The 12808-nt window shown below is 70.8% G+C and carries 12 protein-coding genes; 7 read left to right on the forward strand and 5 right to left on the reverse strand.

The genetic code is table 11. The features are described from left to right. The first annotated feature begins 74 nt into the window (after positions 1-74). Genes QTI17_RS17860 through QTI17_RS17885 form a run of 6 tightly spaced genes read left to right on the forward strand, consistent with a single transcriptional unit; the run spans position 75 to position 7673 of the window. Positions 75-1115, forward strand: a complete 1041-nt coding sequence (locus QTI17_RS17860) for a branched-chain amino acid ABC transporter permease (RefSeq protein ID WP_286534760.1) — start codon at positions 75-77, stop codon at positions 1113-1115. 1 nt (position 1116) lies between these two features. After that, positions 1117-2928 (forward strand): branched-chain amino acid ABC transporter ATP-binding protein/permease, encoded by a 1812-nt coding sequence (locus QTI17_RS17865; protein ID WP_286534761.1) that lies wholly within the window; start codon positions 1117-1119, stop codon positions 2926-2928. A 1-nt stretch (position 2929) separates the two neighbouring features. Then, the gene (locus QTI17_RS17870) at positions 2930-3658 is read left to right on the forward strand and encodes an ABC transporter ATP-binding protein (protein WP_286534762.1); all 729 of its coding nucleotides are present in this window, start codon (positions 2930-2932) and stop codon (positions 3656-3658) included. 23 nt (positions 3659-3681) lie between these two features. Then, the gene (locus QTI17_RS17875) at positions 3682-5409 is read left to right on the forward strand and encodes a tannase/feruloyl esterase family alpha/beta hydrolase (protein ID WP_286534763.1); all 1728 of its coding nucleotides are present in this window, start codon (positions 3682-3684) and stop codon (positions 5407-5409) included. Between the two features lie 10 nt (positions 5410-5419). Then, positions 5420-7150 (forward strand): acyl-CoA dehydrogenase family protein, encoded by a 1731-nt coding sequence (locus tag QTI17_RS17880; protein ID WP_286534764.1) that lies wholly within the window; start codon positions 5420-5422, stop codon positions 7148-7150. A 40-nt stretch (positions 7151-7190) separates the two neighbouring features. Then, a complete protein-coding gene (locus QTI17_RS17885; RefSeq protein ID WP_286534765.1) occupies positions 7191-7673 on the forward strand; it encodes a MarR family winged helix-turn-helix transcriptional regulator in 483 nt (160 codons plus the stop codon). A gap of 44 nt (positions 7674-7717) precedes the next feature. Here the strand turns inward: QTI17_RS17885 and QTI17_RS17890 are convergent, their stop codons facing one another. Beyond that, positions 7718-7936 (reverse strand): hypothetical protein, encoded by a 219-nt coding sequence (locus QTI17_RS17890; protein ID WP_286534766.1) that lies wholly within the window; start codon positions 7934-7936, stop codon positions 7718-7720. Positions 7937-7991: 55 nt separating this feature from the next. Then, complete coding sequence (locus tag QTI17_RS17895) at positions 7992-8750, reverse strand: sulfite exporter TauE/SafE family protein (protein ID WP_286534767.1); 759 nt, start codon at positions 8748-8750, stop codon at positions 7992-7994. Between the two features lie 63 nt (positions 8751-8813). On the opposite strand from QTI17_RS17895, the gene lhpI reads away from it, so the two are divergent. Beyond that, the gene (gene lhpI, locus QTI17_RS17900; protein WP_286534768.1) at positions 8814-9740 is read left to right on the forward strand and encodes a bifunctional Delta(1)-pyrroline-2-carboxylate/Delta(1)-piperideine-2-carboxylate reductase; all 927 of its coding nucleotides are present in this window, start codon (positions 8814-8816) and stop codon (positions 9738-9740) included. On the opposite strand, the gene QTI17_RS17905 is transcribed toward lhpI, so the two are convergent. From QTI17_RS17905 to pcaF, 3 genes are read right to left on the reverse strand one after another with little or no spacing between them, the layout of a single operon-like run. Next, positions 9737-10747 (reverse strand): Bug family tripartite tricarboxylate transporter substrate binding protein, encoded by a 1011-nt coding sequence (locus tag QTI17_RS17905; RefSeq protein WP_478140404.1) that lies wholly within the window; start codon positions 10745-10747, stop codon positions 9737-9739. The two genes, lhpI and QTI17_RS17905, sit on opposite strands and share 4 nt — an antisense overlap. Before the next feature lie 53 nt (positions 10748-10800). After that, positions 10801-11529 (reverse strand): SDR family NAD(P)-dependent oxidoreductase, encoded by a 729-nt coding sequence (locus QTI17_RS17910; protein ID WP_286534769.1) that lies wholly within the window; start codon positions 11527-11529, stop codon positions 10801-10803. Between the two features lie 58 nt (positions 11530-11587). Beyond that, positions 11588-12793, reverse strand: a complete 1206-nt coding sequence (gene pcaF / locus QTI17_RS17915; protein ID WP_286534770.1) for a 3-oxoadipyl-CoA thiolase — start codon at positions 12791-12793, stop codon at positions 11588-11590. Positions 12794-12808 lie beyond the last annotated feature (15 nt).

Below are 12808 nucleotides of genomic sequence, written 5' to 3' on the forward strand. Positions count from 1 at the left end.
CGGCCTGGCGAAGCCAGTTCCGCGGTGTTCCACGAAGAGAAAAGAACACGGAGAACGCGCGCCGCGAAGCCCTCATGGATATCTCAATCGCCAGCATCCTGACGCTGGACGGACTCACGAACGGGGCGATCTACGCGCTGCTGGGCATGGGTATCGTGCTCGTGTTCACGGTCACCCGCGTCATCTTCATTCCGCAGGGCGAGTTCGTCGCCTATGGCGCGCTCACGCTCGCCATCTTCCAGACCGGCAAGGTGCCCGGCACGGTCTGGCTGCTGCTGATCCTCGCGGCCGTCGCGGCGCTCATGGAACTGGTGAGCACCTGGCGCCACCGCGGCCGGGCCGCGCCGGCCCTGCTGGCCGCCGCGCGCATGTTCGTGCTGCCGGCGGCGGTCTGCGCCGTGTCGGCGTGGGCGGCGCCGCGCAACCTGCCGCTGGCGGTCCAGGCCTTCCTCACGCTGTGCATCGTCACGGCGTTCGGGCCGCTGGTCTACCGCGTCGCCTACCAGTCGCTCGCCGGCGCCAGCTCGCTGGTGCTGCTGATCGTCTCGGTCGGCGTGCATTTCGCGATGACCGGGCTGGGCCTGCTGTTCTTCGGCGCCGAGGGCTTTCGCAACCCGTCGTTCTGGGACGACCGCTTTGCGGTCGGCCCGCTGAACGTCAACGGGCAGGCCGTGATCATCTTCCTCGCCTCGGCGGCGCTGATCGTGATGCTGTGGCTCTACTTCGAGCGCACCCTCTACGGCAAGGCCCTGCGGGCGACGGCCGTGAACCGGCTCGGTGCACGGCTGATGGGCATCTCCACGCAGGCGGCGGGCCAGCTCACCTTCGCGATGGCGGCGCTGATCGGCGCGCTGTCGGGCCTCCTGATCGGGCCCACCACCACGATCTTCTACGACTCCGGCTTCCTGATCGGCCTCAAGGGCTTCGTCGCCGGCGTGATCGGCGGCCTGGCGAGCTATCCGGGCGCGCTGCTCGGCGCGCTGGCGGTCGGCGTGATCGAGTCCTTCGGCTCGTTCTGGGCCAGCTCGTTCAAGGAGGTGATCGTGTTCACCATCATCCTGCCGGTGCTGTTGTGGCGCTCGCTGACCAGCGCCCACTCGGACGAGGAGCATTGACATGGAAGCCACCTTGAATCCTCCAGCGGCCAAGCCGCCCGCGAAGAGCCGCCTGCGCACCTGGGGCCCGCTGGCGCTGGTGGCGGTGCTCGTCGCCCTGCCGCTGCTGCCGCTGCCCAACTTCTGGATCATCCAGCTCAACTACATCGGCATCTACACGCTGCCGGTGCTGGGGCTGGTGCTGCTCACCGGCGTCGGCGGACTGACCTCCTTCGGCCAGGCGGCGTTCGTGGGCATCGGCGCCTACACCACCGCCTACCTGAGCGTGAACTTCGGCCTCTCGCCGTGGCTCACCCTGTTCGTCGGCCTGGCGCTGACCGGCCTCAGCGCCGCGATCATCGGCGGCATCACGCTGCGCATGTCGGGCCACTACCTGCCGCTCGCCACCATCGCCTGGGCGCTGGCGCTCTACTACCTGATGGGCAACCTCGAGGCGCTGGGCAAGTACGACGGCATCCTGGGCGTCAAGGGGCTCACGCTCTTCGGCCTCGAGGTCGGCCAGCAGCGGGTGTTCTATGCGGTGGTCTGGACTTTCTCGCTGCTCGCCTGCTTCGCGGTGATCCGGCTGCTCGATTCACGCAGCGGCCGGGCCATCCGGTCGCTGGCGGGCGGCTCGCAGATGGCCGAGGCGATGGGCGTGAACACGCTGCGCTTCAAGGTCGGGATCTTCGTGCTGGCGGCGCTGCTGGCGTCGCTCTCGGGCTGGCTGTTCGCGCATTTCCAGCGCACCGTGAACCCCTCGCCCTTCGGCCTCAAGATGGGCATCGAGTACCTCTTCATGGCGGTGCTCGGGGGCGCGGCCCACGTGTGGGGCGCGATCGCCGGCGCCGGCGTGGTCAAGCTGCTCGAAGACCAGCTGCAGGTGCTGCTGCCCAAGCTGATCGGCACCAGCGGCAGCTACGAGCTGATCGTCTTCGGCATCCTGATCGTGCTGGTGCTCAAGTACCTGCCCGACGGCCTGTGGGACTTCATCGACCGCCGGCTGCCGCGCCCGCAGCGCCCGGTCGACTGGCGCGATGCGCCCGACCTCCCGGCGCGCGCCAAGCCGGCCGCCGGCGAGGTGGTGCTCGACGTGCAGGCGATCCGCAAGACCTTCGGCGGGCTGGTGGCGGTCAACGACATCAGCTTCCAGACCCGGGCCGGCCAGGTGGTCGGCCTGATCGGGCCCAACGGCGCCGGCAAGTCGACCACCTTCAACCTGGTCACCGGCGTGCTGGGCCTGAGCGGCGGCGCCGTGCGCTTTCGCGGCGAGGCGATCGGCGGGCTGTCGTCGCGCGCCATCGCCGAGCGCGGCGTCTCGCGCACCTTCCAGCACGTGAAGATGGTGCCCGACATGACGGTGCTCGAGAACGTCGCGCTCGGCGCCCACCTGCGCGGCCGCAAGGGGGCGATCGCGGCCATGCTCCACACCGACCGCGCCGAGGAGCGCGAGCTGCTGCGCGAGGCCGAGCGCCAGCTGCAGCGCGTGGGCATGGGCGACTGGATGCACGAGCTGGCCGGCAACCTGGCGATGGGCCAGCAGCGGCTGCTGGAGATCGCGCGCGCCCTGTGCGCCGACCCGGCCCTGCTGCTGCTCGACGAGCCGGCCGCCGGCCTGCGCCACAAGGAAAAGCAGGCGCTCGCCGACGTGCTGCGCAGCCTGCGCGCCTCGGGCATGAGCATCCTGCTGGTCGAACACGACATGGACCTGGTGATGGACATCTGCGACCACATCGTGGTGATGGAATTCGGCACCCACCTGATGGAGGGCACGCCCGCCGAGGTGCAGCAAAGCCCGAAGGTGCGCGCCGCCTACCTGGGCACGGAACACTGACATGAGCGCTCCCCTCCTCCGAATCCACGACCTGCGCGCCGGCTACGGCCGTGCCGAAGTGCTGCACGGCATCGACCTGCAGGCGGGCGAAGGCAGCGTCGTGACCGTGATCGGCCCCAACGGCGCCGGCAAGTCGACCCTGCTCAATGCGCTGATGGGCGTGCTGCCCGCCAAGGGCGGCATCGAGTTCCGCGGCCAGCCGATCGGCGGCCTGTCGCTCGAGGAGCGCGTGATGCTCGGCATCGCGCTGGTGCCCGAAAAGCGCGAGCTGTTCGCCACCATGCCGGTCGAGGACAACCTGGTGCTCGGCGCGTTCCGGCAGGTGCGGCTGCGCAACCGCGATTGGCGCGACCAGATCGAGCAGGTCTACACGCTGTTCCCGCGCCTGAAGGAACGCCGGATGCAACTGGCCGGCACGCTGTCGGGCGGCGAGCGCCAGATGCTGGCGGTCGGCCGGGCGCTGATGTCGCGGCCCACGCTGCTGATGCTCGACGAGCCCAGCCTCGGCCTCGCGCCGCTGGTGGTGCAGGAGATCTTCCGCACCGTGAGCGCGCTGCGCGCCACCGGCGTGACGATCCTGCTGGTCGAGCAGAATGCGCGCGCCGCGCTCGAAGTCGCCGACCACGGCTACGTGCTCGAGATGGGCAGCGTCAGCGCCGAAGGCGAGGCCCGCCAGCTGGCCGGCGATTCGCGCGTGATCGATACCTACCTGGGCGCGGCCCGGGCCTGAGCGACCGGCCAGCAGGAGACACGATGAAGACCCCCACCCGCAGCCATCTCCAGCTCGGCGCCGTGGCGCTGGCCGGCGCTTCCCTGCTCGCCGCCTGTGCCGGTGTCGGCCGGACTGCGCCGACCGCGCCGCTGGCCGCGGCCCGGCCCGGCACGCTGCTGTCGTGCAGCGCGCTCGCGGCCAGCGCGGCGCCGCCCGGCACCTTGTACACCCAGGCCGTGGCGGTGCCGGCCGGCACGGTCGCGCTGGGCAACGCCAGCGTGCCGGTTCCGGCCCACTGCCTGGTCCAGGGCCGCATGAACGAGCGCATCGGCCCGGTCGACGGCAAGCGCTACGCGATCGGTTTCGAGATGCGGCTGCCGGTGGCCTGGAACGGCCGCTTCTTCTACCAGGCCAATGGCGGCCTCGACGGCGTGGTCGTGCCGGCGGTCGGCGGCATCGGCGGCGGTGCGCCGGTGACCAACGCCCTGCAGATGGGCTTCGCGGTGATCAGTTCGGACGCCGGCCATCCCGGTTCGCTCGGCCCCACCTTCGGCCTCGATCCGCAGGCCCGGCTCGACTACGGCTACAACGCGGTCGCGCAGCTCACGCCGATGGCCAGGAACCTGATCGCCCAGGCCTACGGCCGCGGCCCCGACAGGTCCTATTTCGGCGGCTGCTCCAACGGCGGCAGGCACGCGATGGTGGCCGCCGCCCGCGCGTCCAGCCAGTACGACGGCATCCTCGCGGGCGACCCCGGCTACAACCTGCCGCGCGCCGCGGTGGCGCAGCTCTATGGCGCACAGCAGTACGCCAAAGTGGCGACCGCGGCCACGCCGGCAGGCCTGCCGGACCTTCAAAGCGCGTTCACGCCGGCCGAGCTGCAGCTGGTGTCCGACCGCGTGCTGGCCCGCTGCGATGCGCTCGACGGCCTGGCGGACGGCATCGTTTCCGACGTCAAGGCCTGCCAGGCGAACTTCGACCTGCAGCGCGACGTGCCGAGCTGCAGCGGCGCGCGCGACGGCCAGTGCCTGACGGCGGCGCAGAAAAGCGCGCTCGCCAACGTGTTCACCGGCGCCCGCAACAGCGCCGGCAAGCCGATCTACAGCAGCTTCCCCTTCGACGCCGGGATCGGCGGCAGCAACTGGCGCGAATGGAAGTTCTCGAGCTCCCAGACCCGTGACCCGGGCGCGGTGGGCTTCATCTTCACATCTCCGCCGCTGGCCACGCGGCCGGGCGGCCTCGCCTTCGCTCTCGGCTTCGACATGGACCGCGATGCGCCGCTGATCGACGCCACCGACCCGGTCTATCGCGAATCGGCGATGGCCTTCATGTCGCCGCCCGACGCCTCGAAGCTGACGGCCCTGCGCGACCGCGGCGGCAAGCTGATCGTCTACCACGGCACCAGCGACCCCGTGTTCTCGTCCGACGACACCGCCGCCTGGTACGAGCGGCTGCAGGCCACCCATGGCGGCGACGCCGCGGCGTTCGCGCGCTACTTCCCGGTCCCGGGCATGAACCACTGCGCGGGCGGCCCCGCCACCGACCAGTTCGACATGCTGAGCGCGCTGGTCGACTGGGTCGAGCAAGGCCGGGCGCCCGAGTCGGTGGTGGCGAGCGCTCGCGGCCCCGGCACGGCGAGCGTCAACCCCGAAGTGCCGGCCAGCTGGTCGGCCCGGCGCACGCGTCCGCTGTGCCCGTACCCGCAAGTCGCTGTCTACACCGGCGGCGACACCGAATCCGCGGCCAGCTTCGCCTGCCGCGCGCCTTGAGATCCCCGCGATGACGACCTACAGCCCCCGCCCCGACGACGTCCGCTTCCTGCTGAACACCGTGCTCGGCGCCCCCGCGCGCCTGGGCGCCCTGGCACCGTTCGCGGAGGTCGACGAGGCGCTGCAGGCCCAGGTGCTCGACGAGGCCGGCAAGTTCGTGGCCGAAGTGATCGCGCCGCCGAACCGCGACGGCGACGAGATCGGCTGCCGCTTCGTGAATGGCGAGGTGCTCACGCCGCCGGGCTTCCGCGACGCTTACCGGGCCTTCGTCGACGGCGGCTGGCCCGCCCTGTCGGCGGCGCCCGAGGATGGCGGCCAGGGCCTGCCCGCGGTGCTCGAGGCGGTGCTGTACGAATGGCTCAGCGCCGCCAACCATGGGCTCACGATGGCACCGGGTCTGCTGCACGGCGCCTACGAGTGCATCCGGCACCATGGCAGCGACGAGCTCAAGCAACGCTATCTGTCGAAGATCGCCACCGGCGAATGGCTGGCCACCATGTGCCTCACCGAAGCCCATGCCGGCAGCGACCTGGGCCAGGTGCGCACCCGCGCCACGGCGCAGGCCGACGGCAGCTTCCGCGTCGCCGGCGGCAAGATCTTCATCTCGGGCGGCGAGCACGATCTGACGGACAACATCGTGCACCTGGTGCTGTGCCGCCTGCCCGACGCGCCGGCCGGCCCCAAGGGCCTGTCGCTGGTGCTGGTGCCCAAGCGGCTGCCCGACGGCGCGCGCAATGCGGTGCACTGCGAGCGCATCGAAGAGAAGATGGGCCTGCACGGCAGCTCGACCTGCGTGATGCGCTTCGACGATGCCACCGGCTGGCTGATCGGCGAGCCGAACCGCGGGCTGGCGGCGATGTTCGTGATGATGAACGCGGCCCGGCTGCACGTCGCGCTGCAGGGCCTCGGCCTGCTCGACGCCGCCTGGCAGAAGGCCGACGCCTATGCCCACGAACGCCGCCAGATGCGCGCGCCCGGCCCGGCCCCCGCCAGCCGCGGCAGCGAGGCCGCCGACCTGGTGGCCGAGCATCCGGCGATCCGCCGCATCCTCGACACCCAGCGCGCCTGGATCGACGGTGCCCGGCTGATCGCCTACCGGACCGCGGTCCAGCTCGACATTGCACGCCACGACGCCGACCCCAAGGCCCGCGAGCGGGCGCAGCGCTGGTGCGCGCTGGTCACGCCGGTGCTCAAGGCGGCCTGCACGCAGCAGGCCTTCCATGGCGCCAGCGAATGCCTGCAGGTGTTCGGCGGCCATGGCTACGTGCGCGAATGGGGCATCGAGCAGGTGGTGCGCGATTCGCGCGTGACCATGATCTACGAGGGCACCAACGAGATCCAGGCGATCGACCTGCTGGTGCGCAAGGTGCTGGCCGACGGCGGCGCCGGCATGTCGGCCCTGCTGGTCGAGGTGCGCGACGAGCTCGAGGCCTCGCGCGACATCGACGCCGACGCGCAGCGGCGCCTGGCACAGCTGCGCTACCTCACGACCACGCTGGCGATGGCCGCGGCGGCCGACCCGGCGCTGCCCTACGAGGTGGCGGACGACTACCTGCGCGTGGTGATGATCGCGCTGCTGGCATGGGCCTGGGCCCGCATCGGCCGGGACGCGCCGCAGGACGCCCGCTGGGCGGCGCCCGAGGCGGCCTTCCGCCGCTGGGTGCTGCCCGAGTTCGAGATGCGGCTCGGCATCGTCAAGCGGGCCTGCGAGGCCGTCACCGCGCAGCGCGCGCCGGCCTGATCGGCAGGACGCGGGCGACCAAGCCGGTTACGCTTGCACCATGGCAGTTTCGCGCAAGAAAACCCCCTCCGCCACGCACGGCCCAGCGGCGCGCCCCGACCGCCTCGACACCCGCGTGCTGGAGACCTTCGTCGGCTACAACGCACGCCGCGCCTGGCTGGTCGTGACCGAGGTGTTCGCAGAACGCATGGCGCCCTACGGACTCAAGCAGGCCGATTTCTCGGTGCTGTCGCTGCTGGCGCACAACCCGGGCGCGACCTCCCGCCAGCTGTGCTCGACGCTCGACATCCTGCCGCCCAACCTGGTGAGCCTGATCGCCTCGATGGACAGCCGCGGCCTGATCGAGCGCCGGCCGCATCCGCATGACGGCCGTGCGATCGGCCTGCACCTGACACCGGCCGGCGAACAGCTGGTGCGCGAGGCCGAACAGACCGTGATGCAGCTCGAGGCCGACACCAGCGCCCGCCTCACGCAGCGCGAGCGCGAGACGCTCATCAGGCTGCTGCAGAAGATCTATCACTGAACTTTGCGGGAGATCCCCGACCGGCTGGCCGTCGGCGCGGCAGATCACCAGAATTTCCACCAGGGCGCCGTGGCGCGCGTCGCCTCGGGCACCAGGATCTGCAGGCCCGAATCGCGGATCCGGCGGCGCTGCTCGGCTTCGAGGGCCCGGGCCATGCGATGCGCCAGCTGGTCGCCCTGCATCGCGCGCATGCGCCACTCGGTCGCGAGGCTCTGGAGCTCCTCGTCCTGCAGGGTGCCGGGTGCGGTCGACGGTTCGGACATGCCGAAATTCTGCCCATCGCGCGCGGCGTCGGCAATCGTAGAGGTTTGCCTTACATCAAGCCAGGAAGCCATCCCAGCTGAGCTTGAGGCCCGTCAGCAGCATGCCGAGGTAGACGAAGCGGTAGAACCAGACCGGATCGATGCGGCGCGCGATGCGAATGCCCACCCACACGCCCAAGGGCGCGATCGGCAGCAGCACCACCGAGGTCGCCATGTTGCGCCAGTCGAGCAGGCCCAGCCAGGCATAGGGCACCCATTTGCTCAGGTTCACGACGAAGAAGAAGTAGGCCATCGTCGCCGTGTAGACCACCGGCGTGAGCCGCAGCGGAATCACGTAGGCGTTGACCGGCGGCCCGCCGGCATGGGCGATGAAGCTGGTGAAGCCGCTGATGGTGCTCAGCAGCGCGCCGCCCAGCTTCGACGGCATGGGATCGTTCGGGCGCGGCGGGAACAGCAGGCGCTGGGCCAGGAACAGCAGCGTGAAGACGCCGACGATTCCCGCCACCGTGTGCGCCGGAAGCGCCTTGAAGAGCAAGGCCCCGATCACGGTTCCCAGCAGCCCGCACGGAATGAGGAAGCGCAGCAGCCGCGGATCGAAGTCGCGGCGGAAGGCCGCCAGGCCCAGCAGGTCCATCAGCAGCAGGACCGGCATGAGGATGGCGGCGGCCTGCGGCACGCTGACCACCAGCGCCATGAAGGGGACGGCGAGGGAGCCGAAGCCGGCTCCGAAGCCGCTCTTGCTGACGCCGAGCAGCAGCACGGCGGGAACGGCGACCGCATAGAACTGCGGGTCGGTGATGATCGGGAAATTCAAAACGAGGGGGAAGAGTCGGGTGCCTGGGCGCTACATTGTCCACGCACGCTTCCAACGCCCGCCATGAAGATCATCGACGCCGACCAGACCCGTCGCCACCTCGCCTTCGAAGGCCTGGTGCCGGCGCTGCGCGAGGCCTTCGCGCGCGAAGCGACGGTGCCGCCGCGCCACGTGCATTCGGTCGCCGCGGGCGACGACCGCGGCACCGTGCTGATCATGCCGGCCTGGAGCGAGGCCGGCTTCCTCGGCATCAAGACGATCAACATCTTTCCGGGCAACGGCGCGCGCGGCCTGCCGGGGCTGCACGCGACCTACGTGCTCTACGACGCCCACACGGGGGTGCCGCTGGCGCAGCTCGACGGCAACGAGATCACCGCCCACCGGACCGCGGCCGCCTCGGCGCTGGGCGCGGCCTTTCTCGCCCGCGAGGAGGCTTCGAGGCTGCTGGTGCTGGGCACCGGCCGGGTGGCGCGCCTGCTGCCGGCCGCCCACGCGAGCGTGCGGCCGATCCGCGAAGTCCGGCTGTGGAACCACCGCCCCGAAGGCGCGCAGGCCCTGGCCGCGGAATGGCGCCAAGCGGGCTGGGACGCGCAGCCGGTCGACGATCTCGCGACGGCAGTGGCGGCCGCCGACATCGTCAGTTGCGCGACGCTCGCGACCGCGCCGCTGGTGCGCGGGGAATGGCTGGCGCCGGGCAGCCACCTCGACCTGATCGGCAGCTTCACGCCGGCGATGAAAGAGGCCGATGCGGCCTGCTTCGCCGGCGCCCGCGTCTACATCGACACCGACGAGGCCCCGACCAAGGCCGGCGACCTGCTCGACGCCATCGCCGCCGGCGCGGTGTCGCTGGCGACGATCCAGGGCACGCTGGCGCAGTTGTGCCGGGGCGAGCGGCAGGGACGCCGCTCGGCCGCCGAGCGCACGGTCTTCAAGGCCGTCGGCAGCGCGCTGGAAGACCTCGCCGCCGCGACACTCGTCTGGCAGGCTTAGTCGAGGCTGGCGCCCGATTCCTTCACGACCTTGCCCCACTTGAGCGTCTCGCTCTCGATGAAGGCCGCGAACTGCTCCGGCTTCTCGCCATGGGGCTCGGCGCCCTGCTCGGCGAGCTTCTTCTTCACTTCCGGATCGGCCAGTGCCTTGAGGATGGACGCGTTGAGCTTGGCGACCACCGGCGCCGGCGTGCCCGCCGGGGCCAGCAGGCCGAACCACGAGGTGGCTTCGTAGCCGGGCACGCCGGCTTCGGCGATGGTCGGCACGTCGGGCAGCGCCGGCGAGCGCTTGGCCGTGGTCACGGCCAGGGCGCGCAGCTTGCCGCCCTTCACGTGCGGAATGGCCGAAGGCATGTTGTCGAACATGATCGCGATCTGGCCGCCGAGCAGGTCCGACACCGCGGGCGCGCTGCCGCGGTACGGCACGTGCTGCATGTCGACGCCGGCCATCTGCTTGAAGAGCTCGCCCGACAGGTGGATGGAGCTGCCGTTGCCCGACGAACCGAAGTTGATCTTGCCCGGGTGGGCCTTGGCGTACGCGATCATTTCCTTCACGCTCTTGAAGGGCTGCGACGGATTGGCCACCAGCAGGTTCGGCACCATGGCCACGCGCGTGAGCGGCGCGAAGTCCTTGATCGGATCGAAGGGCATCTTCTTGTAGAGGCTCTGGTTGATCGCGTGCGTGCCCACGGTGCCCATGAACAGCGTGTAGCCGTCGGCCGGCGAGCGTGCCGCCGCCTGTCCGCCGATGTTGCCGCCGGCGCCGGCCCGGTTGTCCACCACGACCGGCTGGCCGAGATCGCGGCTCATGTACAGGCCGACCACGCGGGCCAGGATGTCGGTGGTGCCACCGGCCGAGAACGGCACGATGATCGTGATGGGCTTGCTGGGGAACGCGGCCTGGGCGTGGACGGCGAGAGGCGCCAGCGCCAGGACGGCGGTGGCAGCCGCGGCGGCCATGGCGAAGCTGCGGCGCTTGAGCGCGGCGTCGGAAGGGAAACGGGACATGGGAAACCTTGGAGAACTGGGAAAAGGAAGAATCGAGAGGGACGGCGTCCGGATCAGACCGGTGCGACGCCCAGCGTGGTGCCGCCGCACACGTACAGCACCTGGCCGGTGACGAATCCGTTGTCGGGCGACAGGAAGAACATCGTGGCGCGGGCCACGTCGTCCACGGTGCCGAGCCGCTTCACGACGATGCTGTCGATGATGCGGCGGGTCTGCGGTGCGCCTTCGGGGTTGCTCTGGCGGAACAGCTCGGTCGCGATCGGACCGGGCGCCACCGCATTGACCGTGATGCCGTCGCCGCCGAGTTCCATCGCCAGCGTGCGCGTGAGGCCGATCATGCCGGCCTTGGTGGCCGAGTAGACGATGCGCTCGGGCTTGCCCAGCGCCGCGCGCGACGACACGTTCACGATCCGGCCCCGGCCCGAGGCGCGCAGCGCGGGCAGCGCCGCCTGGATCAGGATCATGCTGGCCTTGAAGTGCAGGCCGACGACGTAGTCGAGGTCGGCCATCGAGGCCGTGTCGATCGTGCCGGGCCGCGTCGCGCCCGCGTTGTTGACCAGCGCCGTCACGGCATAGGCCGAGGTGATTTCGTGCGCCACCGCTTTCGTCTGCGCTTCCTGCGTCAGGTCGGCCTGGAAGGACACCAGGCGCTCATGGCCCCAGTCGGGCTTCTTGTAGTCGAGATTGACGACGGTGCGTCCTTGGGCGAGCAGTGCCTCGCAGGTGGCCCGGCCAATGCCGGAGCTGCCGCCCGTGACCAGGGCGGCTTCTTGTTGACTCATCTTGCTTCCAGAACTTTCAATGCGGGCCGCGCGAGCGCGGCTCCGGGGGCGAACGCGCTCAGACGCGTTCGAGGATCAGCGCGATGCCCTGGCCGACGCCGATGCACATCGTGCACAGCGCATAGCGGCCGCCGCCCTTGTGCAGCTGGTTGATCGCGGTGGTGGCCAAGCGCGCGCCGCTGGCGCCCAGCGGATGGCCCAGCGCGATCGCGCCGCCGTTGATGTTGACGCGCGCGTCGTCGTCCTTCAGCCCGAGCAGGCGCAGCACGGCGAGGCCCTGGGCGGCGAAGGCCTCGTTGAGTTCGATGACGTCGATCTGGTCGAGCTTCAGGCCGGTGAGCTGCAGCACCTTCTGGGTCGCCGGCGCCGGGCCGATCCCCATGATGCGCGGCGCCACGCCGGCGGTCGCCATGCCGACCACGCGGGCGCGCGGCGTCAGGCCGTGCTTCGCCGCGCTGGCTTCGTCGGCCAGCAGCAGCGCCACCGCGCCGTCGTTGACGCCGCTGGCATTGCCGGCGGTCACGCTGCCGTCGGGGCGCACCACGCCCTTGAGCTTGGCCAGCGCCTCGAGGCTGGTCTCGCGCGGATGCTCGTCCTTGTTGACGATGACCGGGTCGCCCTTCTTCTGCGCCACGCTGACCGGCACGATCTCGCTGTCGAAGAAGCCCGACTTCTGGGCCGCCACGGCGCGCTGCTGCGACGCCAGCGCCATGCGGTCTTGCGCCTCGCGCTCGATCTTGTAGTCGGTGGCGACGTTCTCGGCCGTCTCGGGCATCGAGTCGACGCCGTACTGCGCCTTCATGAGCTTGTTGACGAAGCGCCAGCCGATGGTGGTGTCGTAGACCGCGTTGTTGCGGCTGAAGGCGCTTTCGGCCTTGGGCATCACGAAGGGGGCGCGGCTCATGCTCTCGACGCCGCCGGCGATCATCAGGCCGGACTCGCCGGCCTTGATGGCGCGCGCCGCCGTGCCCACGGCATCGAGGCCCGAGCCGCACAGGCGGTTGATGGTGCCGCCGCCGACCTCGATCGGCAGGCCCGCCAGCAGCGCCGCCATGCGCGCGACGTTGCGGTTGTCCTCGCCGGCCTGGTTGGCGCAGCCGTAGAGCACGTCGCTGACCGCTTGCCAGTCGACGTTCTTGTTGCGTTCCATCAGGGCCTTGAGCGGCACCGCGCCGAGGTCGTCGGTGCGCACGCTCGAGAGGGCGCCGCCGTAGCGGCCGAAGGGGGTGCGAACGGCGTCGCAGATGAAGGCTTGCTGGCTCATGGTGATGTCTCCGCA

Origin of the sequence: Variovorax sp. J31P179 (assembly GCF_030316985.1) — a bacterium.
Lineage (GTDB): Bacteria > Pseudomonadota > Gammaproteobacteria > Burkholderiales > Burkholderiaceae_C > Variovorax > Variovorax ginsengisoli_B.